This is a genomic window from Bradyrhizobium sp. CSS354 (assembly GCF_029051725.1).
Taxonomy (GTDB): domain Bacteria; phylum Pseudomonadota; class Alphaproteobacteria; order Rhizobiales; family Xanthobacteraceae; genus Bradyrhizobium.
In genome coordinates this window covers 157594-181723 of record NZ_JAACFU010000011.1, presented here as the reverse complement: position 1 = coordinate 181723, position 24130 = coordinate 157594, and the positions used below count along the sequence as shown (strand labels likewise).

26 protein-coding genes are annotated in these 24130 nt (G+C 65.1%); 10 read left to right on the top strand and 16 right to left on the bottom strand.

The features are described 5' to 3' along the window. Nucleotides 1-192 precede the first annotated feature (192 nt). From flhA to GWG67_RS25830, 7 genes are all read right to left on the bottom strand, one after another. The gene (gene flhA / locus GWG67_RS25860) at nucleotides 193-2334 is read right to left on the bottom strand and encodes a flagellar biosynthesis protein FlhA (RefSeq protein ID WP_275172205.1); all 2142 of its coding nucleotides are present in this window, start codon (nucleotides 2332-2334) and stop codon (nucleotides 193-195) included. A 372-nt stretch (nucleotides 2335-2706) separates the two neighbouring features. After that, nucleotides 2707-3009, bottom strand: coding sequence for a copper-binding protein (locus GWG67_RS25855; RefSeq protein WP_275172204.1), 303 nt, complete (start codon nucleotides 3007-3009; stop codon nucleotides 2707-2709). Nucleotides 3010-3024: 15 nt separating this feature from the next. Next, entirely contained in the window at nucleotides 3025-3480 is a 456-nt protein-coding gene (locus GWG67_RS25850; protein ID WP_275172202.1) for a cupredoxin family protein, read from the bottom strand. A 35-nt stretch (nucleotides 3481-3515) separates the two neighbouring features. Further along, the gene (locus tag GWG67_RS25845; RefSeq protein WP_275172201.1) at nucleotides 3516-4853 is read right to left on the bottom strand and encodes a copper oxidase; all 1338 of its coding nucleotides are present in this window, start codon (nucleotides 4851-4853) and stop codon (nucleotides 3516-3518) included. A gap of 13 nt (nucleotides 4854-4866) precedes the next feature. Next, entirely contained in the window at nucleotides 4867-6288 is a 1422-nt protein-coding gene (locus GWG67_RS25840) for a TolC family protein (protein WP_275172199.1), read from the bottom strand. 9 nt (nucleotides 6289-6297) lie between these two features. Further along, a complete protein-coding gene (locus GWG67_RS25835; RefSeq protein WP_275172198.1) occupies nucleotides 6298-6582 on the bottom strand; it encodes a hypothetical protein in 285 nt (94 codons plus the stop codon). 79 nt (nucleotides 6583-6661) lie between these two features. Then, on the bottom strand, nucleotides 6662-7105 hold the full coding sequence (locus tag GWG67_RS25830) for a hypothetical protein (protein WP_275172197.1): 444 nt from the start codon (nucleotides 7103-7105) through the stop codon (nucleotides 6662-6664). A gap of 151 nt (nucleotides 7106-7256) precedes the next feature. On the opposite strand from GWG67_RS25830, the gene GWG67_RS25825 reads away from it, so the two are divergent. Further along, entirely contained in the window at nucleotides 7257-8522 is a 1266-nt protein-coding gene (locus GWG67_RS25825; RefSeq protein WP_275172196.1) for an MFS transporter, read from the top strand. On the opposite strand, the gene GWG67_RS25820 is transcribed toward GWG67_RS25825, so the two are convergent. Both GWG67_RS25820 and GWG67_RS25815 read right to left on the bottom strand, forming a co-directional pair. After that, nucleotides 8519-8926, bottom strand: a complete 408-nt coding sequence (locus tag GWG67_RS25820) for a DUF4864 domain-containing protein (protein WP_275172195.1) — start codon at nucleotides 8924-8926, stop codon at nucleotides 8519-8521. The genes GWG67_RS25825 and GWG67_RS25820 overlap by 4 nt on opposite strands. Before the next feature lie 53 nt (nucleotides 8927-8979). Then, nucleotides 8980-9612, bottom strand: coding sequence for a TetR/AcrR family transcriptional regulator (locus tag GWG67_RS25815; RefSeq protein ID WP_275172227.1), 633 nt, complete (start codon nucleotides 9610-9612; stop codon nucleotides 8980-8982). Between the two features lie 240 nt (nucleotides 9613-9852). On the opposite strand from GWG67_RS25815, the gene GWG67_RS25810 reads away from it, so the two are divergent. From GWG67_RS25810 to GWG67_RS25800, 3 genes are read left to right on the top strand one after another with little or no spacing between them, the layout of a single operon-like run. Continuing rightward, nucleotides 9853-10350, top strand: a complete 498-nt coding sequence (locus GWG67_RS25810; protein ID WP_275172194.1) for a (2Fe-2S)-binding protein — start codon at nucleotides 9853-9855, stop codon at nucleotides 10348-10350. Beyond that, nucleotides 10347-11402, top strand: coding sequence for a xanthine dehydrogenase family protein subunit M (locus GWG67_RS25805; RefSeq protein WP_275172192.1), 1056 nt, complete (start codon nucleotides 10347-10349; stop codon nucleotides 11400-11402). The genes GWG67_RS25810 and GWG67_RS25805 overlap by 4 nt, the downstream gene beginning before the upstream one ends. Further along, nucleotides 11395-13650, top strand: a complete 2256-nt coding sequence (locus GWG67_RS25800) for a xanthine dehydrogenase family protein molybdopterin-binding subunit (RefSeq protein WP_275172190.1) — start codon at nucleotides 11395-11397, stop codon at nucleotides 13648-13650. Before GWG67_RS25805 ends, GWG67_RS25800 begins: the two co-directional genes overlap by 8 nt. 43 nt (nucleotides 13651-13693) lie before the next feature. On the opposite strand, the gene GWG67_RS25795 is transcribed toward GWG67_RS25800, so the two are convergent. Next, nucleotides 13694-13846, bottom strand: a complete 153-nt coding sequence (locus tag GWG67_RS25795; RefSeq protein ID WP_197031157.1) for a hypothetical protein — start codon at nucleotides 13844-13846, stop codon at nucleotides 13694-13696. A gap of 140 nt (nucleotides 13847-13986) precedes the next feature. Next, the gene (locus GWG67_RS25790) at nucleotides 13987-14535 is read right to left on the bottom strand and encodes a cupin domain-containing protein (protein ID WP_007606338.1); all 549 of its coding nucleotides are present in this window, start codon (nucleotides 14533-14535) and stop codon (nucleotides 13987-13989) included. Nucleotides 14536-14684: 149 nt separating this feature from the next. On the opposite strand from GWG67_RS25790, the gene GWG67_RS25785 reads away from it, so the two are divergent. Both GWG67_RS25785 and GWG67_RS25780 read left to right on the top strand, forming a co-directional pair. After that, the gene (locus tag GWG67_RS25785) at nucleotides 14685-16013 is read left to right on the top strand and encodes an aspartate aminotransferase family protein (RefSeq protein WP_275172188.1); all 1329 of its coding nucleotides are present in this window, start codon (nucleotides 14685-14687) and stop codon (nucleotides 16011-16013) included. Nucleotides 16014-16082: 69 nt separating this feature from the next. Continuing rightward, complete coding sequence (locus tag GWG67_RS25780) at nucleotides 16083-17348, top strand: D-amino acid dehydrogenase (RefSeq protein WP_275172187.1); 1266 nt, start codon at nucleotides 16083-16085, stop codon at nucleotides 17346-17348. 116 nt (nucleotides 17349-17464) lie between these two features. Here GWG67_RS25780 and GWG67_RS25775 read toward each other — a convergent pair whose 3' ends face one another. Both GWG67_RS25775 and GWG67_RS25770 read right to left on the bottom strand, forming a co-directional pair. Then, on the bottom strand, nucleotides 17465-18139 hold the full coding sequence (locus tag GWG67_RS25775) for a helix-turn-helix domain-containing protein (protein ID WP_275172186.1): 675 nt from the start codon (nucleotides 18137-18139) through the stop codon (nucleotides 17465-17467). Between the two features lie 19 nt (nucleotides 18140-18158). Beyond that, nucleotides 18159-18296 (bottom strand): hypothetical protein, encoded by a 138-nt coding sequence (locus GWG67_RS25770; protein WP_275172184.1) that lies wholly within the window; start codon nucleotides 18294-18296, stop codon nucleotides 18159-18161. A gap of 23 nt (nucleotides 18297-18319) precedes the next feature. Here GWG67_RS25770 and GWG67_RS25765 point away from each other — a divergent pair, with 23 nt between their 5' ends. The 4 genes from GWG67_RS25765 to GWG67_RS25750 are packed head-to-tail and all read left to right on the top strand — an operon-like array spanning nucleotide 18320 to nucleotide 21790. Beyond that, a complete protein-coding gene (locus GWG67_RS25765; protein ID WP_275172183.1) occupies nucleotides 18320-19078 on the top strand; it encodes an ABC transporter substrate-binding protein in 759 nt (252 codons plus the stop codon). 31 nt (nucleotides 19079-19109) lie between these two features. Beyond that, entirely contained in the window at nucleotides 19110-19763 is a 654-nt protein-coding gene (locus tag GWG67_RS25760) for an amino acid ABC transporter permease (RefSeq protein WP_007600584.1), read from the top strand. Beyond that, a complete protein-coding gene (locus GWG67_RS25755) occupies nucleotides 19760-20491 on the top strand; it encodes an amino acid ABC transporter ATP-binding protein (protein ID WP_275172182.1) in 732 nt (243 codons plus the stop codon). The genes GWG67_RS25760 and GWG67_RS25755 overlap by 4 nt, the downstream gene beginning before the upstream one ends. Nucleotides 20492-20503: 12 nt before the next feature. After that, nucleotides 20504-21790, top strand: coding sequence for an FAD-binding oxidoreductase (locus tag GWG67_RS25750; RefSeq protein ID WP_275172181.1), 1287 nt, complete (start codon nucleotides 20504-20506; stop codon nucleotides 21788-21790). A gap of 3 nt (nucleotides 21791-21793) precedes the next feature. On the opposite strand, the gene GWG67_RS25745 is transcribed toward GWG67_RS25750, so the two are convergent. From GWG67_RS25745 to GWG67_RS25735, 3 genes are all read right to left on the bottom strand, one after another. Next, the gene (locus GWG67_RS25745; RefSeq protein ID WP_275172180.1) at nucleotides 21794-23383 is read right to left on the bottom strand and encodes a gamma-glutamyltransferase family protein; all 1590 of its coding nucleotides are present in this window, start codon (nucleotides 23381-23383) and stop codon (nucleotides 21794-21796) included. Between the two features lie 224 nt (nucleotides 23384-23607). Continuing rightward, nucleotides 23608-23784, bottom strand: coding sequence for a hypothetical protein (locus GWG67_RS25740; RefSeq protein ID WP_275172179.1), 177 nt, complete (start codon nucleotides 23782-23784; stop codon nucleotides 23608-23610). A gap of 9 nt (nucleotides 23785-23793) precedes the next feature. Continuing rightward, a complete protein-coding gene (locus tag GWG67_RS25735) occupies nucleotides 23794-24027 on the bottom strand; it encodes a hypothetical protein (protein WP_007600593.1) in 234 nt (77 codons plus the stop codon). Nucleotides 24028-24130 lie beyond the last annotated feature (103 nt).

The window sequence follows — 24130 nt, the reverse complement described above, 5'->3', positions numbered from 1 at the left end:
AGAGGCGATCACAAGAGCGTGACACGACGTGAGAAGCCGCGATCAAAAACGGCCCTTGATCGTGCAATTTCGCAATTATTTCAAAGCTGTAATGTGTCTGCCATGCGCCTTGCCGGCCGTCGATCGGCAAGGCGCCAAAAGCTTAAAAACCATTTGCCTGTGGCCAAAAAACATACGGCTTCTTAAGGCAAATCAGATGCTTCCGACCGTTTTCAGTCTCGCCCTGGGGTGGATTTCAGCCTGCGACAGCACGGTCGTCTGGGCCCGGAACCGCTCGACCAGGGAACGCACGAAGGGACGAATTGCCGCAGAGGTGACGAGCACCGGGGCCTCGCCCTCGCGCGCGGCGCGCTCGAAAGCCTCGCGCACCCCGGTCATGAACTCCGACAGCTTCGAGGGCTGCATCGCAAGGCTGCGCTCCTCGCCCTGGCCGATAATGGATTCGGCGAAGGCTTGTTCCCAACGGGCCGACAGCGCGATCAGCGGCAGGTAGCCGCTGTAGGAGGTGTTCTGCGCACAGATCTGCCGCGCCAGGCGGGCGCGGACGTGCTCGACCATCGTGGCCGGATTGCGCGAGAAGGCGAGCGAGTCGGCGATGCCTTCGAGGATGGTCGAGAGGTCGCGGATCGAGATGCGCTCGGCGAGCAGCAGCTGCAGCACGCGCTGAATGCCGGAGACTGTGACCTGTCCCGGCACGATGTCCTTGACCAGCTCGCCCTGCTCCTTCGGCAGCTCCTTGAGCAGCTTCTGCACCTCGCCATAGGAGAGCAGGTCCGACATGTTGGCCTTGAGCAGCTCGGTGAGGTGGGTCGAGAGCACGGTCGCGGCGTCGACGACGGTATAGCCCTTGAGCGAGGCCTCCTCCTTGAGGCTGGCATCGACCCAGGTCGCGGGCAGGCCGAAGGTCGGCTCGGTGGTGTGGATGCCGGGCACCTGCACCTGGCTGCCGCCGGGATCCATCACCATGAACTGGTTCGGCCAGATCTTGCCGGTGCCGGCGTCGACCTCCTTGATCTTGATGATGTAGGTGTTGGCCTCGAGCTGGACGTTGTCGAGGATGCGCACGGCGGGCATCACAAAACCCATCTCGATCGCGAGCGAGCGGCGCAGCGCCTTGATCTGCTCGGTGAGGCGGTCGGTGCCGTCGGGGCCGTTGACCAGCGGCAGCAGGGCATAGCCGAGCTCGATCTTGAGGTCGTCGATCTTCAGCGCCGCGGAGATCGGCTCCTCCGCCGCAGCGGAGCCCGGTGCGCCCGGCATTCCCGGCGCAGGTGCGGTCTTCGCAACTTCCTCAGCCCTGGCAGTCGCCCGGTTGCGGTTGCGGGCGTTCCAGGCGAGCGCGCCGGCGCCGGAGCCGAGCGCCAGGAAGGGAAGGGTCGGGATGCCCGGCAGGGCCGCCAGCACCAGCATGACCGCCGCGGACATCGCGAGCGCCTGCGGATATCCGGAGAACTGCTTCATGAGCGCCTTGTCGGCGGCGCCGGACACGCCGGCCTTGGAGACGAGCAGGCCGGCGGCGGTCGAAACGATCAGCGCCGGCACCTGGGTGACGAGGCCGTCACCGACGGTCAGCAGCGTGTAGCTGCGGCCGGCATCGGCAAAGGACATGCCCTGCTGCGCCACGCCGATGATCATGCCGCCGACGACGTTGATGAAGACGATCAGGAGGCCGGCGATGGCGTCGCCGCGGACGAATTTGGAGGCACCGTCCATGGCACCGAAGAAGCCGCTCTCGTCCTCCAGATCCTTGCGCCGCTGCTTGGCGACCGCCTCGTCGATCAGTCCGGCGGAAAGGTCGGCGTCGATCGCCATCTGCTTGCCGGGCATGGCGTCGAGGTGGAAGCGCGCGGCGACTTCGGCGATACGGCCCGAACCCTTGGTGATGACGACGAAGTTGACGATGATCAGGATGGCGAAGACGATGATGCCGATGACGAAATTGCCGCCCATCACGAAGCTGCCGAAGGCTTCGATGACGTGACCGGCGGCGTCCGTGCCCTCGTGCCCGTGCGACAGGATCAGGCGGGTCGAGGCCATGTTAAGCGACAGCCGCAGCATGGTCGAAATCAGCAGGACGGTCGGGAAAGCGGAGAATTCCAGCGGCGCCTGGATGAACAGCGACGTCATCAGGATCAGGATCGAGAGCGTGATCGAAATCGCCAGAAACAGGTCCAGCACGATCGCGGGCAGCGGAAGGATCAGCACCACCAGGATGGTGAGCACGCCGAGCGCCAGCGCGATATCGCCGCGTTTGAGGATATTGCCGATCTCGGCAAGGGTGGGGAAACCGGCATTTGTGCCGCCTACGCCCTGTCCCGCGGTGACGTCGACCATGGTAGCTGCCCCTCCGCGCGACTGCCGTCCGCGCGCCCCAAACGTCTGCGCGGCGGCCGAAGGGCCGCCGTTTCGAAAGTGAGGCACCGCACTGGCGTCCACGGGAGCTCCCGTTCTACGCGGCTGACGACACTCGACTCCACTGGGCAATTCTTGCCGGGTGTATGGTTAGCAAAGGGTTAACGGGGGCGGGGCAGGAGGGTTAGACCGGGGTATTTCGGCCATCTGGCAGGCGAGCAGCCGTCATGCCCGGGCTTGTCCCGGGCATCCACGTTCTTCATGCCGCGCCGAAGGTGTGGATGGCCGGGACGAGCTCGGCCATGACGTTGTGGAAGCGTCGGGCCGAAAAATTGGCGGACGGAGGTAGTAGCCCTACTTCGCCTTCTCCATCCGGGTCACCGTATAGCCCGAGGCCGCCTCCTCGGCTTCGAAAGTCACCTTGTCGCCGACCTTCACCTGCTTGAGCACGGCCGGGTCCTTGACGCGGTAGACCATGGTCATGGGTTCATCCATGCCGAGATTCTTCGCGGGCCCGTGCTTGAGGGTGATCTTGCCGGCGCCCTCGTCGATCTTCTTGACCTCGCCGCTGATCGCGGCGCCCTGGGCCGCCAGGGCACCTGTGGCAAGGCCGATGGCCAGAGACAGCGCTGCGGCGATACGGATGATGCGGTTCATGGGAGCCTCCTTGCGTTACTTTACGGTGACGTGGCCGACCATGCCGTAATCGCGGTGGTCGGGAATCAGGCAGGAAAATTCGAACGTGCCGGCCTTGCTGAACTTCCAGAGGATCTCGGCGGTCTTGCTCGGTGCGAGCCTGACACCGTTGGGATCGTCGTGCTCCATGTGCGGATGCTTTTTCATCTCCACCGCATGCGCGAGATTCTCCTTTGTGGTGGCGAGCAGGAATTCATGGTCCTCCTTGCCGACGTTGCGCAGCACGAAGCGGATCTGCTCGCCGCGTTTGACCTCGATCCTGGCGGGTGTGTAGTCCATCTCGTTCAGCAGGATCTCGATCGTGCGCGCGGATTTTTTCGGATCGCCGGGCTCGCCGGCCGAAAAGGTGCCGTGCCCGTGCTGGTCGTGGGCAAGGGCCGGCGCGGTGGAAAGCGCGGCCAGCGCAAGACCGAGCTTGATCGTCGTCTTCATTGATATCTCCAGTTGGTGGTGGTTCATCGAAACGCTCACATCTTCATGTTCTTCATCGGCGGTCCGCCTGGTTGTTGCCGCACGGGCTCCGGGGCCGGCGGCGTGATCTCGTAGGCGACTGTGCCTTGCGGGAATTGGTAGGGGCCGGGATCGCGATAGTCGTCGCGCGCGAGGCCTTCGCGGATCTTCATCACCGTGAACATGCCGCCCATCTCGATCGGGCCGAACTGACCGGTGCCGGTCATCATCGGCAGCGTGTTATCGGGCGCGGGCATCTCCATGTTGCCCATCGCCATGCCGGTCGAGCCCATCGCCATGCCGTCGGGCGCGAGCTTGCCGACGGCTCTGGCGAGATCCTTGCGCGACACCCCGATCATGTTGCGCATGTCGTGTCCCATCGCATTCATGGTGTGATGCGACTTGTGGCAGTGGAACGCCCAGTCGCCGGGATTATCGGCGAGCACGTCGAACACCCTGACGGCGCCGACCGGCACGTCCGTGGTCGTTTCCGGATATTGCGCGCTCTCCGGAATCCAGCCGCCGTCGGTGCAGGTCACGGCAAAGCTGTGGCCGTGCAAATGGATCGGATGATTGGTCATGCTGAGATTGCCGATGCGCACGCGCACCTTGTCGCCGAGCCTGACCGGCAGCGGATCGATGCCGGGAAACACCCGCGCATTCCAGGTCCACATGTTGAAGTCGGTCATCTCGTTGACCTGCGGCAGATACGTGCCGGGATCGACGCGATAGGTACTCATGACGAAGACGAAGTCGCGGTCGACCGGACGGAAGTTCGGATCGCGTGGATGCACGACGACCATGCCCATCATGCCCATTGCCATCTGCACCATCTCGTCGGAATGCGGGTGGTACATGAAGGTCCCGCTCTTCTTCATTTCGAACTCGTAGACGAAGGTTTTTCCCGGCTGGATGTGCGGCTGCGTCAGTCCGCCGACGCCGTCCATGCCGCTCGGAATGATCATGCCGTGCCAGTGCACGGTGGTGTATTCGGGCAGTCTGTTGGTGACGAAGATGCGGACCTTGTCGCCCTCGACGGCCTCGATCGTCGGACCCGGCGACTGGCCGTTATAGCCCCACAAATTCACCTTCATGCCCTCGGCGAATTCGCGCACCACGGGCTCGGCGACGAGATGGAATTCCTTCCAGTCGCCGTTCATGCGGAACGGCAGCGACCAGCCGTTCAGCGTGACGACGGGGCGATAGTCCGGCCCACTGACGGGGTGCAGCGGCGGCTGCATCACCACCTTGTCCATGTGCGGGGCTTCCGGAATGGAAGCAGCCTGCGCGCGGCCGCTGACGACGGATGCGCCGGCGAGCGCGGCGCTGCCCAGAAATCCTCGGCGGGAAAACATGTTGTCCTCCATGTCAGTGACCGCCATCGGCAGGCGCTGCCGCGGCGAGAGTGGTTGAACTGTCGCCGTCAGCAGGCGCGCCGCCGCCATTGACGGCGGTCTGCAAGTCGGACTGGGCAAGGAAAAATCTTTGCCTGGCATCGATTGCACCGCGCAGCGAGGCGAGCCGCTGCCGCGCCTCGGTGAGCAGCGCGAAAATATCGACCTGCATGCTGGAGAAGCGGAGCTGCATCTCCTCTGTGATGATTTTTCGCAAGGGGATGATCTCGCGCTGATAGTGGCTGGCGATGTCGTAGCCGGAGCGATAGATCCGGTAAGCATCGCGCGCCTCGGAGCGTACATTGACGGCGCGCTCGGTCAGCCGATTGAAGGCGAAATTGTAGGTCTCCGCCGCCTGCCGCACCCGCACCTCGCCGCCGTCGAAGATCGGGATCTGGAACTGGACGTCGAAGCCGCGCTCGCGGAACGGCGCGCCTTCCGGGTCCCGGGTGCGGCGGGAGATGCCGGCGAGATCGAGCAGGGTCACGAAGCGCGTCGCCTCCGTGAGGTTCAGCGACTTCGCCAGCGCCGTCAGCTCGAGCCGCGCGATCTGAAGGTCGATGCGATGGGCGACTGCGTCGGCTTCAATCGACGGCAAAGCCTGCGGCCGGCGCGGCAGCGGCGGCAATTGACTGGGCAGACGGAAGTCGAGGCCGCCGTCCCACAGTCCCATCAGGCGCGCCAGCTTTTCGCGCGCGCTCGTCGCCGTCTGTCGCGCGGTGGCGAGGTCGGCGGTGGTTTCGGCGTAAAACACCTGTTCACGGGCCTGATCGAGCTTGTTGATCGAGCCGGTTTCGCCGAGCTTGACTGCGAGCCGCGCGGTCGATTCTGCCGTCGCCTTCGCATCCGTCAGCAACACCACCATCTCGTTGCCGCCAACGACGCGCCAATATGCGCGGCGGACATCGGCGGCAAGCCGCAACGTCGCCAGACCCGCGCGCAATTGCGCCTGGCGAAAACGGTCGCGGGCGATCTCCGAGCGGAACGGCAGGGTGGCGAGCGCGAGGATGTCGCCGACAATTTGACGCTCGATTTCGCTGGCGCCGTTGCCCGAGATCCGCGAGACCGAGAACACGGGATTGGGCGGCAGGCTCTGCTCGACGAGATCAGTCTCGGCCAGCGCCAGCTCGTTATAGGCGGCCTGGAGCCCCTTGTTGTTGAGCAGTGCGATCTGCACGGCGGTCTCGACGCTGAGTGTTTGCGAGAGCAGTTGGCGAACGCGCGCGTCGGCCGCGCCGGCTCCCTCGGCCGTTCGCACGAAAGCGACATCCTTGTTGATGGTCTGGCTCGTCAGCTCGGAGACGGCATTCATGCCGCTGTCGGGCGAGAATGCGGCACAGCCCGACAAGCCGAGCGAGGCAAGAACGAGCAGGCTTGGCGCGAGACGGTGTGTCATGGCGCGCTCCTACCGGTCTTGCTTGGGTTGCGGTGCGACGCTCTCGTTGCGCTCGCGCCATGGTGCCGGCGTCGCAGGCCGCAGGCTGGTGTAGGGCGCAATCGTCGAACGATAGCCGGCGCGCGCGACCTTGGCCGCCGGATCGGCAGGATCAGCGCCGGCGATTTGTGTCGTTGCCGGCATGCAGCCGGACAACGCCAATGCGGTCGCGGCCAGCAGCGGCCAATTGAATCGAAAGTGTCGCCCCCGCGCTGCGGATGCAGCGGCGGACTTCGCCTCGGAAAGCGTAAGCATGATTCATCCCTGATCTGTCTGGAGACCGCAGGCTCACGCACGCAGATGCGCGCTCGGCCTGACGTCGTCGCGCGTCAGATCAGGCGATGGGAGGGCGGTAGTGCAGGGGCGGTGCCGCGCTGTGCAGGCTGGCCACGATCTCGGGCGAGCAGGCGGAAACCGGCTGAAGCGGCTTTGCGACGCTGGGCAGGTCGGCCGGCAGCGCGCTCACGCACATCATCGCACAGCACGGTCCCGGCGTACCCTTGCCGTCGTGATGATCGGGCACGGGCGCGTCCTGCGCGGTGGCCTGGTGATGCGCATGTGCCCCTGCGTGGTCATGCGAGGCGCCGTCATGCGTGTGGCCGGCCTGGATCTGGTGATGCACCGGCCCGAGGTCGGCGAGGAGCGCGTCGTCGAGGCACGGTGCTGGACCGCTACCCCAAGCGAGGCTTGCTGCCGGCGCGAGCACGCAGAACAGATAGGCAAGGGCAATGAAGCGCCCCACCCTGATCCGCATCGATCGTGTCAATCGCAGCAACATTCGCCGACTTGCTCTTCGCGCGGCCATGTTGCACGCGCTGATTTGCAAAATAGTGACAAAACGCGCGTTCGCCAAGCTCCTTCTTACCGCAGTGCACCGTGCATGCCCAATATCGCGCCACAATGCTTGACCCTGTGGCGATCCGCGGGCCATGGTCCCGCCCGTGCACGCGCCAAATCAATCAGGACAAACACCCGAAGCATTCACCCCTGATTCGCGTCAGGCCTGGATGCGCCTTGTTATTGCACTTGTGATCGGTTCGATCGGCGGCGTCGGCATGTGGGCGATCGTGGTCATGATTCCCGCGGTGCAGGCCGAATTCTCCGCCACGCGCGGCGCGGTGTCGCTGGCTTTCACCCTGATGATGTTCGGCTTCGGGCTGGGCGGCGTCATCGCCGGCCGGATCACCGATCGGTTCGGAATCGTGGCGGCGATGGCAATCAGCATCGCCTTTCTCGGCGTCGCCAATGTGCTGGCGGGTCTGTCGACCCAGCTCTGGCAGTTCGTGGCGGCGTATTTCCTGATCGGGCTCGGCACGTCGGCGACCTTCGCGCCGCTGATGGCGGAGGCCTCGCACTGGTTCGAGCGTTATCGCGGCCTGGCCGTGACCATCGTCGCGAGCGGCAATTATGTCGCCGGCACGATGTGGCCCCCGCTTGTGAGCACGGGCATGCAGACGATCGGCTGGCGTTACACGCACATCGGCATCGGCCTCGTCTGCGTGAGCCTGATGACCATCCTGGTGCTGGTCCTGCGCGCGCAGATGGGCGACGACAAGGTTCACGATCATGCCAATGCAGCGCCGCCGCGGGTCGACCTCAAGCTCTCGACCAACACGCTGACGGTGCTGCTCTCGATCGCGAGCATCTCCTGCTGCGTCGCCATGGCAATGCCGCAGGTGCATATCGTCGCCTATTGCGGCGATCTCGGATATGGCGTGGCTCGCGGCGCCGAGATGTTGTCGCTGATGATGGCCTGCGGCATCGTCAGCCGGATCGGCTCGGGCTATCTCGCCGACAAGATCGGCGGCATCCCCACGCTGCTGATCGGTGCGGTCGCCCAGGGATTTGCACTCGTATTCTATCTGTTCTTCGACAGCCTGACCTCGCTTTATCTGATCTCCGCGATGTTCGGCCTGTTCCAGGGCGGCATCGTGCCGAGCTATGCCATCATCGTGCGCGAGGCGATGCCGGCGAGCGAGGCCGCAACCCGCGTCGGCATCGTGATCTTCGCGTCCGTGTTCGGCATGTCGTTCGGCGGCTGGGTCTCGGGCGTCATCTTCGACGCGACAGGTTCCTACGCGGCGGCGTTCGCCAACGGCGTGGCCTGGAACGCCCTCAATATCGGCATCGTCTTGACGCTGCTGATCCGCTCGCGGATGAATGCCGTCAGGACCGGTCCGGGTTTTGCGACCTAGACTGCCTGTCCCGCCTTCAGCAGCGAACAACCCGTGATCTTGTAGCTGCCGTCCGGTTGCTGCTCGAGCGTGTAGAGCGCTTCCCAGGCCTCGCCATTGGCATCGATGATATGGACGTGCTGGGCAATCCGGCTGCCGTCGCTTTTGCTGTCGCCAAATTCAAAGCTCTTGTGCCGGTAGACCGGCGGGTAGCCGTTCTGCACCATGGACATGAAGATGTCGGGCGCGGGAAATATCTCCCGGATCGCCGGCGCGGCGTAGGAATAGGCCGCGCTCGCATCGTCGCGGCCGAACGCCTGCTCCTGGGCGCGGATGACGCCCTGTGCCGTCGCAACATCGTTGGCGCGTGCTGAGACGGGACCGAAGGCGACACTGAGAAAGATCAGCAAGGCGGCGATGCGCATGACAGGCTCCGCGTTGAAATCCCGGCGGCGCCGATCCTAGCACATCTTGCGGGCTATCGCTTCCGCTTTGCAGCCGCCTTCGCGGCCGCGTGGACCCTGGCTTTCACGACAGGCTGCACCCGCAGCCCGTCAACGAACACGTCGAGCATCCGCAGCACCGAGGATTGCCAGCCGGGCTGGTCGTGCATGTAGCACATGCCGAAGAACGCGCGCAGCAAGTCCTCGGGGCTGACGTCCGCGCGCATGGCGCCGGCCGCGGCTGCGCGATCGAGCAGCGAGCCGATCGCCTTGGTCAGGCGTTCAAAGGAAAAGGCATGCAACTCCGACCCGCTCTGCACCGCGAGTGCCAAGGCTGCCACCATGCCCTTCTTGGTGGCAACGAATTCGACCCCTGAGCGCAGCCAGCGCCGCAGCGCATCGACGGGGTCCTTCGCGTTCTTCAACTGCTCGGCGAGCTCGCTGAGCTGCTCGACCTCGCGCCGGTACACCGCCTCGAACAGATCCTCGCGGGTCGGGAAATGCCGATAGAGCGTGCCGATGCCGACGCCGGCGCGTTTTGCCACGGCCTCGAGGCTCGCCTCCGGACCACCCGCGTTGAACACGGCCTTGGCGGCCTCGAGCACGCGCTCGCGATTGCGCACGGCATCAGCGCGGGGCTTCCGGGTCTGGTCGGTGTGCTCGTCCATCCACGCAATGTAGATCACGAATTGGTTAGATTGAACCCTTACGGGGCTGCATCGCGTTGATGCGCACGGGCTTTTGACGAATTCCAAATATTTCCCGCCGGCTCTTGTTAAGCGGAGGCTGCCTCCGTATCTTTGCTGAAGACGTTGGCCCGGATGATGTTCGGGCGGCGCATGTTGACGGCGGCCACGGCGGTGGCGCGCTGCGCGACGACTCATGTCCATATCTGATCGGAGCCTTGTATGAACCACTCCATCAGCCTCACCGTGAACGGTGCGCGGCGCGACTTCGTCCTCGACGATCCGCGTGTCACGCTGCTCGATCTCTTGCGTGAGCGCCTCCATCTGACCGGAACCAAGAAGGGATGCGATCGCGGCCAATGCGGCGCCTGCACAATTCTCGTCGACGGCAAGCGCATCAACTCCTGCCTCGCGCTGGCCATCAGTCATGACGGCGCCGACATTCTCACCATCGAGGGCGTGGCGCGCGGCGACCAGCTTCATCCCGTGCAGGCCGCCTTCATCGCCCATGACGGCTTTCAGTGCGGCTTCTGCACGCCCGGCCAGATCATGAGCGCGATCGGCATGCTGAGCGAGGCGCAGGCCGGCAACGATCCCGAGCGCATTCGCGAATGTATGAGCGGCAATCTGTGCCGCTGCGGCGCCTATGCCGGCATCGTCGATGCCGTGCTCGACGCGCAGGCCGGCATGGACGAATCCACTCAGAGGCGCTCCGCATGAAGCAATTTGATTATGTCAGGCCCGCCACGGTCTCCGAGGCCGTCGCTGCCGCGGCCCAGCCGGGCGCCGTCTATCTCGCCGCCGGCACCAACCTGCTCGATCTGATGAAGGGCGGCGTCAGCCGTCCGGATCGTCTGGTCGACGTCACCCATCTCGACGGGCTCGATCGGATCGAGCGCCTTGCCGACGGTGGCATCCGCATCGGCGCGCTGGTGAGCAACGCCGATCTTGCGCATGACGCCGACTTTGCCAAGTCCTACCCGGCCGTCGCCGAAGCGCTGCTCTCCGGCGCATCCGCGCAACTGCGCAATGCCGCGAGCGTCGGCGGCAATCTGCTGCAACGGACGCGCTGTGCATATTTCTACGACACCGCCAGCCGCTGCAACAAGCGCGAGGCCGGCAGCGGCTGCGACGCGCGCGATGGCGAGAACCGCACACACGCCGTGCTCGGCTGGAGCGAAAACTGCATCGCGACGCATCCGTCCGACTTCTGCGTGCCCCTGGTCGCGCTTGACGCCATCGTCGAGATCGAGGGCCCGAACGGGCGGCGCGAGATCGCGCTCGACGAACTGCATCGCCTGCCCGGCGACACGCCGGAGCGTGAATCGGCGCTCGAACCGGGTGATCTCATCGTCGCAGTGCGCCTGCCGCCTGCAGCGCGGGGCTTTGCCGCGCATGCGCGCTATCTCAAGGTCCGCGATAGAACGTCCTACGCGTTCGCCGTCGTCTCGGCTGCGGCTGCGCTGCGGATCGAGAATGGCAAGATCATGGAGGCGCGGCTTGCGCTCGGCGGTGTCGCCGCAAAACCCTGGCGCGCCCGCGCTGCGGAGGACGTGCTCAAGGACGTCGCGCCCACGGTGGACGCTTTCCAGGAAGCCGCCTCGCGCGCGCTCGCTGACGCAAAACCGTCCGGCGACAACGCCTTCAAGATCGAGCTCGCGCGCCGCATCGTCGTGCGCGCTCTGAGCCTCGCCGCCGCCGGTACGCCCGCGCGCATTCCCGCGCTGCCGGCCTCTCCCTTTGCCTCGACGTCCGGAGCCATTCATGCCTGAGCTTAATCTCACCAGCGCACCCGCTCATCTGCGCCACGGCTCGAACATCGGCCAGCCGCTGACCCGCCGCGACGGGGTCCTCAAGGCCAAGGGCCAGGCGACCTACGCCGCTGACAACCATCCGCCCGGCATGCTGTTTGCGGTGATGGCCGTCGCCAGCATTTCGCGCGGCCGCGTGACCTCGCTGGACGTCACTGCTGCCAAGCGCCATCCGGGCGTCATCGACGTCATGACGTCAAACCACAAGCCTGAGCTCGCGATCGACCCCGAGATCAAGACCAATCCATTCGTATTCCGGATGGAAGTGCTGCAGAGCAATGAGGTCCGCTACGCCAACCAGCCGATCGCCGTCGTGATCGCCGAGACGCTGGAAGCGGCGACGGAAGGCGCGGCGCTGCTGGCGCCGCGTTACGAGACCTTGCCCGCACTTGTCGGCCTCGATGCGGGTGAGAGCTTCGTGCCGCCGGTCGTCGGCGTCGGCAACCCGACGGAAAATCACCGCGGCGATGTCGAGGCGGGACTTGCGGCTGCCGACAAGCGGATCGACGCGGTTTACGAAACGCCGCCCCAATATCACAACGCAATGGAGCCGCATGCGATCGTGGCGGCCTGGGACGGCGATAGTCTGCAGATCGACATGCCGACCCAGGGCCTCATGCTGTCGCTCGCGCGCGTTGCCGAATTGTTCGGCATCGCGCACGACAAGATCCACATCCGCAGCCCGTTCCTCGGCGGCGGCTTCGGCTCGAAGGGGCTCATGGCCGGTCCTCCGGTCCTCGGCATCATGGCGGCAAAGCTCGTCGGCAAGCCGGTCAAGCTGGTGCTGCGTCGCGAGCAGATGTATGGCCCGGTCGGCCATCGCGCGCCGACGCGGCAGCGGCTGCGCATCGGCACCGACAGCGAGGGGCGCCTGACCGCGCTCGATCACCATGCGAGGACCGTGTCGAGCACGTTCGATGATTTCTACGAACCCGCAGCCGATGCCTCGCACACGCTCTATGCGGCGCCTGCGATCCGCACCTCGCACGATGCCGTGCGCGTTAACACCGGCACGCCGTTGTTCATGCGCGCGCCCGGCGAGGCGACCGGCTCGATCGCGCTGGAGAGCGCGATCGACGAGATGGCCTGGGCCTGCGGCATCGATCCGCTCGCCTTTCGTCTGAAGAACTATGCCGAGGTCGAGCCGATCACCGGCAAGCCGTTCTCGTCCAAGGCATTGCGCGCCTGCTACGAGCAGGGCGCGGCGCGCTTCGGCTGGGCGAAGCGACCGCTCCAGCCGCGGCAGATGCGCGACGATGCCGGCCTCTTGGTCGGCTGGGGCATGGGCACTGCGACGTTCCCGGCATTGATGTTCCAGGCCGAAGCGCGTGCCGTACTTCGCCGCGACGGCTCCGGTGCCATGGAGATCGGCGCGCATGACATGGGGCAGGGCGCCTGGACGGCGCTGGCCCAGATCGCGGCCGACGAACTGGGGCTCGACATCGACCACGTCGATTTCAAGGCGGGGTCATCCGACCTGCCCGATGCCGGCATTGCCGGCGGCTCGGCACACACGGCAACCGCGGGGGCTGCGATCCACAGCGCGGGCGCGGCCGTGATTGCAAAACTCGCCGACTTCGCCACCAGCGACGAGCGATCGCCGCTGTTCGGCGCCGGCAATGCCGGCGTGATCGCGCGCGATGGCAGGTTGATCCGTCGCGACGACGAGAGCCGCGGCGAAAGCTACGCCGAGATTCTCGCGCGCGCCGGCGTCGCCGAGGTCGAGGCGCGCGGCACCGGCGCGCCGAATCCGGCGGCGATGGAGGAGTATGCGATGCACGCCCATGGTGCGGTGTTCGCGGAGGTGAAGGTCGATCCCGAGCTCGGCCAGGTCCGCGTCACCCGCATGGTCGGCGCCTTCGCGGCGGGACGCATCGTCAACCCGCGCATGGTGCAGAGCCAGCTGTTCGGTGGCATGATCTGGGGCCTATCCTTCGCCTTGCACGAGGAAGCCATCACCGACCGCCGCACCGGAAGGATCATGAACGCCAATCTCGGCGAGTACCATATCCCGGTGAATGCCGACGTGCCGCCGCTCGACGTGATCACGGTCGAGGAGCACGATCCGCATGTGAACGCGCTCGGCATCAAGGGTGTCGGCGAGATCGGCATCACCGGCAGCGCAGGCGCGGTCGCCAACGCGGTGTGGCACGCGACGGGCGTGCGTGTGCGCCGCTTTCCGATCCGGATCGAGGAGTTGTTGAAGTAGCTTTGAGGCCGCGGCGGGCGAGGCCTTCTCGCTCCGCCGCGTGCTAATGCAGCTTCTTGCGAAGAGCCTTGAGCGCTTCTCGCTGCGACTCGATGTAGTTCGCGATGGTCTTGCGCAGCTCCTCCGAATGGAGCTTGTCGCTGTCGCGCTGCACTTCATCGAGTGCAGCCTCTGCATTTGCGAGCGTGATCTTCATAGCGAGCCCTGTTACGAAGCGGCTCCGGAAAGCGGAGGCTGCTTGGCTATGGCTCGAAACATATAGAGGATCAGGCTCCCGAAATTGAGATGGCTCAAGCTCCGTAAGATACCGGTGGCTCCGTAGGATTGCGGACAACTTCAAAACGTCGGAGGCGTGCAGGCCGAGATCACCTCGCACGGCTTGCCGCCGACGCAGCGGAAGCGATGCGGGCGACGGCTCTCGAAATAGTAGGCATCTCCCGGATTGAGGATGCGGCGCTCGTCCTCGACGGTGACTTCGAGCTTTCCCGAGATCACGATGCCGCCTTCCTCGCCATCATGGACGAGGTGAACGCGCCCGGTGTCGCTGCCGGGCTCGTAGCGCTCCTTCAGGATCTGCAGGCTGCGACCGAACAGATTGTCGCCTACTTGCCGATACGAGATCGGCTTCTTGCCGACCTCGGTCAGCTCTTCACCGCGGTAGAATATCTTGCGCCGGCTCTCCGGCTCCAGCGCGAAGAACTCGGCGAGCCCCATCGGGATGCCGTCGAGAATGCGCTTGAGCGCTCCCACGGACGGGTTCATCTGGTTGGATTCGATCAGCGAAATCGTCGAATTGGTGACGCCGGCGCGCTTGGCGAGTTCGCGCTGCGACAGCTTCTGGCGCGCCCGGATGAATCGCAGCCGTCCACCGATATCGACGCTCATGTCCCTGTCCCGTGTTGCAGGTGTTGCGGATCGCGCAAATATGGACCGGCAGCCCCAGTCAAATCAATGGCTTGCAGCTCATCAGAAAAGGACTTGTTGCGCTTTTCAAGCCGTGCCTCTGGTAGCAGGTCAGCAAAGGAGCGTGGCCCGTGACCCTTCATCAGATTCCGAACACCATCAAGACCGACTCGTTCTGGATGCCGTTCACGGCCAACCGGCAGTTCAAGAAGGCGCCGCGCCTGTTCTCCTCGGCCGAGGGCATGCATTACACCACCGTCGACGGCCGCAAGGTGATCGACGCCTCCGCCGGCCTCTGGTGCGTCAATGCCGGCCACGGCCGCAAGCAGATCGCCGCCGCCGTCGAGCGCCAGCTGATGACGCTGGACTTCGCACCGTCGTTCCAGATGGGCCATCCGCTGGCATTCGACTTCGCCGAGCGTCTGGCCGAGATCGCACCGAAGGGCCTCGATCGGATCTTCTTCACCAATTCCGGCTCAGAGTCGGTCGACACCGCACTGAAGATCGCGCTCGCCTATCACCGCGCCAACGGCCAGGCGAGCCGCACCCGCCTGATCGGCCGCGAGCGCGGCTACCACGGCGTCGGCTTCGGCGGCACCTCGGTCGGCGGCATGGTCGCCAACCGCCGCGCCTTCGCCACCCTGCTGCCGGGCGTCGACCACATCCGCCACACCCATGATCTCACCCGCAACGCCTTCGCCAAGGATCAGCCCGAGCATGGCGCCGAGCTTGCCGATGATCTCGAGCGGCTGGTGGCCCTGCACGGCGCCGAGACCATCGCGGCCGTCATCGTCGAGCCGGTGCCGGGCTCGACCGCAGTGTTGCCGCCGCCGAAGGGCTATCTCCAGCGCCTGCGCGAGATCTGCGACAAGCACGGCATTCTCCTGATCTTCGACGAGGTCATCACCGGCTTCGGTCGCCTCGGCACGCCGTTCGCCGCCAACTTCTTCGGCGTCACGCCTGATATGATGACGACGGCCAAGGGCATCACCAACGGCACCGTTCCCTGCGGCGCCGTGTTTGCGAGCCGCAAGGTTCACGACGGCCTGATGGTCGGCCCGGAGAACGCGATGGAGCTGTTCCACGGCTACACTTATTCGGCGCATCCGGTCGCCTGCGCCGCGGGCATCGCCACACTCGACATCTACAAGGACGAAGGCCTGCTGACGCGCGGTGCTTCGATTTCCGAATACTGGCGCGACGCGCTGCATTCGCTGAAGGGTCTGCCGAACGTCGTCGACATCCGCAATTGCGGCATGATGGGCGCGGTCGAGCTGTCGCCGCGTGACGGTACGGTCGGCGTGCGTGGCTACGACGTCATGGTCGACTGCTTCAATCGCGGGCTGTACTTCCGCATGAGCGGCGATAGCTTTGCGCTGTCGCCTCCGCTCATCGTCGAGAAGAGCCACATCGATGATATCGTGTCGATCCTCGGCGACGCCATCAAGCGGGTGGCCTGATAATTGCTCTCGCCGTTGCGGAGTTCCTCTTGCAGCGGCGAGCGTGATGCCGCGGGAGTTTGACGAAGCGTGAAAGTTCTGATCCTCGGCAGCGGTGTCATCGGTGTCACCTCTGCCTACTACCTCGCGCGTGCCGGCCATGAGGTGACGGTTGTCGACCGTCAGCCCGAACCGGCGCTCGAGACCTCCTTTGCCAATGCCGGCGAAGTGTCGCCCGGCTATTCCTCGCCCTGGGCCGGTCCCGGCGTCCCGGTGAAGGCGGTCAAATGGCTGCTGATGAAGTACGGCCCGCTGGTGATCCGGCCGAAGCTCGATCCCGTGATGTGGGTCTGGCTGCTCAAGATGCTGCGCAATTGCACCAGCGAACGCTACGCGATCAACAAGAGCCGGATGATTCCGATCGCGGAATATAGCCGCGATTGCCTGCGCGATCTGCGCCGCGACATCGGCATCCAGTATGACGAGCGCTCGCAGGGCACGCTGCAGCTGTTCCGCTATCAGGCTCAGCTCGACGGCACCGGTGAGGACATCGCCGTGCTTAAGGAGTACGGCGTGCCCTTCGAGGTGCTGAGCAGGGAGGGCTGCATCGCGGCCGAGCCGGCGCTGGCGGGCGTGAAGGAGAAGTTCGCGGGCGGACTCCGCCTGCCGCAGGACGAGACCGGCGATTGTCACATGTTCACGCAGGCGCTGGCCAAGCACGCCGAAGCGCTCGGCGTGCGCTTCATGTTCAATACCGGTATCGATCGCATCGTCACCGACGGCGCGCGCGTCAGCGGTGTCGCCACCAGCGCCGGAATGTTGCAGGCAGACGCTTACGTGCTCGCGCTCGGAAGCTGGTCGTCGCGGCTGGTCGCGCCGCTCGATATTTCGCTGCCGGTCTATCCCGTGAAGGGCTATTCGATCACGGTGCCGATCAAGGACGCTTCCGGCGCGCCGGAATCGACCGTGATGGACGAGAGCTACAAAGTCGCCATCACGCGCCTCGGCAATCGCATCCGCGTCGGCGGCACCGCCGAAATCTCCGGCTTCTCGAGCCAGCTCTACGACGCGCGCCGCGCCACGCTCGATCACTCGCTGACCGATCTGTTCCCGCGCGGCGGTGATCTCTCCAAGGCGACGTTCTGGAGCGGTCTGCGCCCGATGACGCCGGACGGCCCGCCGGTGATCGGCCCGACGCAGTATGCCAACCTTCACCTCAACGCCGGCCACGGCACGCTAGGCTGGACCATGTCCTGCGGCTCCGGCCGCGTGCTCGCCGACATGCTGTCGGGCAAGAAGCCGGACATTGATGTGAGTGCGCTAACGGTGGACCGGTACAAGTACCGGTTTGGCTAAGTGAGGCCGTCATTCCGGGGCGTCTCGAAGAGACGAACCCGGAATCTCGAGATTCTCAGGTGCGCAATTGCGCACCATAGTTCGATGCTGCGCATCGCCCCGGAATGACGGCTGCGCTACCCCGTCCCCGTCACGCAATTCACCCACAACACCACGGCCTTCGCATCCTCGGCCGGATTTGAAAACCGGTGCGGCCGACGGCTCGCGAATCTAAAACTGTCGCCCGTCTTCAGCGACCATGTCTCGTTGTCCACTGTCAGCATCATCTCGCCTTCGAGCACGAGGCCGGCTTCCTCGCCGTCATGGGTGTAGAGCTCGTCGCCGGTGGAGCCGCCGGGCTCCAGATGTACCAGGAACAGATTGAGCCGGTTGTCGCCGCTCGCCGGGCTCAGCAATTGCTTCGACACGCCGGTGCGCCAGAGCTTCAGTTCGGGCCGCTGAAGCCCTCGCGTGACGATTTGGTCGGATGCGCCGTCGGCATTCGGGCTCGCGCCGAACAGCGCGGCGATGCCGACGCCGAGCACGTCGGCGAGCGTGGCCAGCACGCGCAGCGACGGCGACGACAGGCCGCGTTCGATCTGGCTGAGGAAGCCGATCGAGAGATCCGTGCGCGAAGCGACCGTCTCGAGCGAGAATTGCCTGATGCGCCTGAGATCGCGAATGCGGCGGCCGACCGCGACATCCATCGCCGGCTCGGCCGCTTTCGCAATAGTGCTGGTGCTGGCGCTGGCTTTCACCTTCACCTTTATCTGCACCTTCTTCACCCGCTTTGCGGCGGCCGGTCTGCGCATTCTTTTGCCACCGCTCACGTCAAACCGCTTCCTTCATGTGCATGAAAACCGCTTGCATCGGTCGCGAAAGTGTGACCAAATTTTCATACTGGTGAAAATAGGCCGAAACGGCTTGGCCCGCAACGTCGGCGATGACGAGATCTGCGAGCGCCGCCATCGGCCGGGCCCAAGGGGGATGCGATGAAGCGTTTTGGTCTGGCCGCGGTCGCGGCACTCGCAATTGCCGCAGCAGCGCCGGCTTCGGCGCAGCAGGTGCTGAAGGTCGGTTCGACGCCGACAGGCATTCCCTTCACGTTCCTCGACACCAAGACCAATACGATCCAGGGCATCATGGTCGATCTCGTCACTGAAGTGGGCAAGGATGCCGGCTTCAACGTGCAAATCGAGCCGATGCAGTTCTCGGCGCTGATTCCGTCGCTGACATCGAGCAAGATCGACATCATCGCGGCCGCGATGTTCATCACGGCGCCGCGCAAGGAGGTCGTCGACTTCTCCGATCCGATCTACACCTATGGCGAAGGCCTCGTGGTCCCCAAGAGCGATACCAAGGCCTACGCCACCCAGGACGATCTGAAGGGCGAGACGGTCGGCGCCCAGGTCGGCACCGCCTTCGTCGACGCGCTGAAGAAGTCCGGCCTGTTCGCCGACGTCAAGGCCTACGACACCATCCCCGACATCCTGCGCGACGTGAACACCGGCCGCCTCAAGGCCGGTTATGCCGACTATCCGATCCTCGCCTACAATCTGAAGCAGGGCGGCTTCCCCGAGGTGCGCCTGGTCGACGGCTACAAGCCTGTCACGGTCGGCTCGGTCGGCATCGGCGTGCGCAAGGGCGAGACCGCGCTGCTCGGCAAGATCAACGCCTCGCTCGCCAAGTTGAAGGCCAACGGCACCATCGACAAGATCCTCGATAAATGGGGCCTGAAGGCACAGGGTTGATCGCCAGACGCCAATCGATGAAAGCTGATTGATGAAGGGCTTCTGGCACGACGCGGCCGAATTCTTCCCGATCCTGATGAGCGGCGTCGTGCTGACGATCGTCGTCACCATCGGCTCGCTGCTGCTATCGACGGTGCTTGGCCTGGTTTGGGCGATGATGCGGGTCTCCGGCATCCGCGTCCTGTCGCTGCTCAGCGCCAGCCTGATCAACGTGATCCGCGGCATTCCAATCATCGTGCTGTTGTTCTACCTTTACTTCGTGATGCCCGATCTCGGCGTCACGCTGTCCGCGTTGCAGGCCGCGATCCTCGGGCTCGGCATCGCCTACTCGGCCTATCAGGCGGAAAATTTCCGCGCCGGCATCGAGGCGATCGACAAGGGGCAGATCGAGGCGGCGCAATCGATCGGCATGGGCTGGTGGCTGACCATGCGCCGGGTCGTGCTGCCGCAGGCGGTGCGCATCGTGCTGCCGCCCTATGGCAATGTCATGATCATGATGCTGAAAGATTCCTCGCAGGCCTCGACCATCACGGTCGCCGAGCTCGCCCTTCAGGGCAAGCTGATCGCGTCCTCGACCTTCAAGAACACCAACGTGTTTACGATGGTTGCGCTGATGTATCTCACCATGAGCATTCCGCTGATCCTGCTGGTCCGTCACTTCGAGAAGCGGGCCGGCAAGAAATGATCGAGCTGATCGACGTCCACAAGAGCTTTGGCGAGAACGAGGTGCTCAAGGGCATCACGGCGTCCGTGCAGAAGGGCGAGGTGGTCTGCATCGTCGGCCCCTCCGGCTCCGGCAAGTCCACCATCTTGCGCTGTATCAACGGTCTCGAAAGCTATGACCGCGGCGAGATCAGCGTCGAAGGATTGAAGGTCGACCGCGACGCGCCGTCGATCGTGAAGATCCGCACGCAGGTCTCGATGGTGTTCCAGCGCTTCAACCTGTTTCCGCACCGGACGGTGCTGGAGAACGTGGTCGAAGGTCCGCTTTATGTGAAGAAGGAGCCGAGCGCTGCCGCATTCGAGCGTGGCCGCGCGCTGCTCGCCCAGGTGGGACTTGCCGAGAAAGCCAACGAACATCCGCCGCAGCTCTCCGGCGGCCAGCAGCAACGCGTCGCGATCGCGCGGGCGCTGGCGATGCAGCCCAAGGCCATCCTGTTCGACGAACCGACCTCGGCGCTCGATCCTGAATTGGTCGGCGACGTTCTCGGCGTGATGCGCAAGCTCGCCGACGACGGCATGACCATGGTGGTCGTTACGCACGAGATGGGCTTTGCCCGCGACGTCGCCGACCGTGTGCTGTTCATCGACGGCGGCGTCATCGTCGAGGAAGGGCCGGCGAAATCGGTGCTCAACCAACCGCAGCATGCGCGGACGCAAGATTTTCTGCGCCGCGTGCTGCATCCGCTCTGATCGGTCTTCGCCATGACCACGCGCCTGCCCCTGCCGCCGTCTCTCTATGCCGACACTGCCGTCGCGCCGGTGGCCACGCCGCCGCTCGACGTCGACAAGGCGGTCTCGGTCGCCATTATCGGCGGCGGCTACACCGGCCTGTCCACCGCGTTGCATCTGGCGGAGCAGGGCGTCGAGGCACTGGTACTGGAGGCGCAGGAGCCGGGCTGGGGCGCGTCGGGCAACAATGGCGGCCACACCAATCCCGGACTGAAGCACGACCCCGATCAGATCGAAGCCGATTTCGGCGCTGAGCTCGGCCGCCGCATGATCGACTTCTCCTATGGCACGACGAATTTCACGCATGATTTGATCCGCCGGTACCAGATTCCGTGCGAAGCGCGGCAGAACGGCACGCTGCGCGCGGCCTATAATGAGGCCAGCGCCGCCGCGATCGAGACAACCGCACAACAGTGCATCGCCCGTGGCATGCCGGTGTCGTACCTCAATCGCGAGCAATTGCGGGAGATGACCGGCACGGATCGCTACATCGGCGCCATGCTGGATACGCGCGGCGGCGATCTGCATCCCCTCAGCTACGCCCGGGGCCTCGCGCGCGCCGCGATCTCCGCGGGCGCTCAGGTGCACGGCGAAACACCGGCGCTGTCGCTCCGTCGCGAGGGCAGCCGCTGGCGCATCGAGACTCCGCGCGCGGTGGTGCATGCCGACAAGGTGCTGCTCGCGACCAACGGTTTTACGGACGATCTCTGGCCGGCGCTTCGCCGCACCATCGTGCCGGTGTTTTCCTCGATCGCCGCCACGGCCCCGCTGTCGGATGAGGTCGCGCGTTCGATCATGCCGACGCGCCCCGTCCTCTACGAGAGCGGCCACATCACCGTCTATTACCGCATCGATCAGCAGAACCGCTTCTTGATGGGCGGCCGCGGTCCGATGCGCTGGATCAGTTCGCCGCGCGACGTCGCCTATCTCATGCGATACGCCGAGCGGCTATGGCCGCAGCTCAAGGGCGTTGCCTGGACCCATGGCTGGAATAGCCGGCTCGCCATCACCGCGGATCATTATCCGCATGTGCACGAGCCCGCGGACAACATCCTGATTTCGCTTGGCTGCAACGGCCGCGGCGTCGCGCTCTCGACCGCGATGGGCGCGCAGCTGGCGTGCCGCCTGATCGGCGGCGCCAAGGCCGAGATCGACATGCCCGTCACCGGAATCAAGCCGATCCCGATGCATGCGTTGTGGCCGGTGGGCGTGACGACGGCAGTGATCGCTGGTCGCGTGCGGGACCGGCTGGGGATCTAAGCCTCAGCCCTCGACCACCGCGTCGGCCCACGGTTGGAAAATCTCGACCGCGCCGGAATTGGTGTCGCCTTCGCGCATCACGACGCTCGGGCAGGCGAACTTCTGCGGCAAGGACTGCACCCGCGCTTCCTCATAGTCGAATCGCGCCGCAAGCATCTCGCGTGTGTCCGCCGGCAACCTGGTATCGCCGATTACGATCGCGCCTTCGCTGGCATCGATGCGCGGTTGATGGATCGCGGCGTCGAGATCCATGCCAAAATCCATCGCAAACGACACGATCTGCATCACCGACGGCAGAATGCGGCGGCCGCCGGAGGCGCCGACCGCAAGCCGTCTGCCGTCCCTGGCCTCGGCGATAACAGGCGTGTAGTTGGTGAGGCAGCGCTTGCCAGGGGCGAGCGAGTTGGTGGTGCCCGGCGTCGGGTCGAACCACATGATGCCGTTGTTCATGGCGATGCCGGTGTTCGGCGTGACGTATTTCGAGCCGAAGGAAGACAGCAGCGTCTGCGTCACCGCCGCGATGTTGCCGTGGCGATCGACTACCGAGAAGTGCGTGGTACAGGCGGGCGCCAGATAGTCCGCGCCGAGCGAGCGCTTGCCGTCGGCATCCCCCATATCCTTGAGCCGCTCGCGATAGGCTGATTGCAGCGCGGCGGCATATTCGACGTAGGCGGCTGCATCGGGCGCGCTTCCCGGCTTAAGGTTCTGTTGCAACAGGCGTAGCGCATGCGCCATCGTCGGCCCGGCTGTGAGCTCCGGCGTCGCAAACACCTTGCCGCCGCGATAGGGAATCGCCAGCGGCTCGCGCAGATGGGCTCGGAACGCGGCGAGGTCCTCCACCGACAGCGCGCCGCCGTCAGCCTTGATGTCGGACGCGATGCTCCTGGCGAGGTCGCCCTGATAGAAATCGCGCGGACCGGCGTCGGCGAGGTGCGCCAGTGTCGCCTTCAGCTTGTCCAGCGGCAGTCGCGTCTCGGACTTGATGCCCCATGGCGCGCTCGGCGGCAGGCCGTCCTTCAGGAATGCTGCCGCGCTCGCGGGATAGCGCCGAAGATCGGCCGCCGATGCCGCGATCGTCAGCGTGGTCCACCAGTCGACCAGCAGGCCTTCACCGGCGAGGGCCGCGGCTGGCGCGACCAGATCTTTCCAAGGCAGCCTGGCGTGACGACGATGCGCCTCCTCCATGCCCGCGACGACGCCGGGCACGGCGATCGAGCCGGGGCCGTGGATATTGCGGTCGTCCCTGACCCGCTGCCAGGGAAACAGATCGGAAGCCGCGCCTTCGCCGCTGAGCGGATAGTCGGCGGTGCGCAGGCTTTGCGGGGCGCACATGCCGTAGTCGATCACTTCGTAGCGATTTTCCGCCGCACGGTAGAGCACCATCGCGCCGCCGCCGCCCATGCCGCTGTTCCAGGGCTCCAGCACGTTGAGCGCGAAGGTGGTGGCGACGATCGCGTCCACACAGTCGCCGCCCGCCGCCAGCACTTGTGCGCCCACTTCGGCCGCCCGCCGCGATTGCGCGGCGACGATGCCGCCTTTGGATGTGACGGCGGGCTTGCGGACGGTTTGGGCGTGGCTGAACTGATGAGGCATGATGATGTCTGTGTGCTGTCTTCGGTTTGGCTTCGTTGCGCTGAGCTCCGCAATGGGCGGGAGCGTGCGAAGAATGGCACATCGCCCCCACCGAGAACATGGAAAGGGCGGCGCGACATGGCTGGTGTGAAGCAGGCGGGGGAGGCGCCAACACGTGAATGCCCGGGCAGGCCCGGGCATGACGAGTTGTGAGACCGATCAGTGGAAAGCAGGAGCCGCAGGGCTCAGCGGGCGCGATCCAGCCGGCTGGCCTGATACTTGGCGTGCCATTTCGGGCCAGGCCCGCGCATGTAGTGGAGCTCGGGCCGGTAGGGATTGCCGGCGATCCGGATCAGCGTCTGCCATTTGCTGGCGACGAAGCTCAGGGGCTGGCGGAGCAGGGTCAGTGACGCGAGCAACATGGCATCACCTCAGTGCGGCTTGCCGAGCATGGCAGTGAAGGGGAGATCGAAGATCTCCTCGCCGTCGGAGCCGCTGACATGGATCACCCAGTCGCGCCAATCCTCAGCGCCGGGCGTCAGGATCATCGCGTTCATGATCTGGGCGGCACGGTCGCGCGCCTCGGTCAGATTGGTCACCGCTGTGCCGCTGCGATCGATCAGCGTGCCCTCGGTATTTGAGCAGTGAAAATAGACCTGGACCATATGCGTCTCCTATTGGGAGCGATTGGGACGGCAAACCGATACCATTCCAAGCCTTCGCGAAACATTCGGGTCGAGCCCGGTAAGGGAATCTACGGAGATTGGT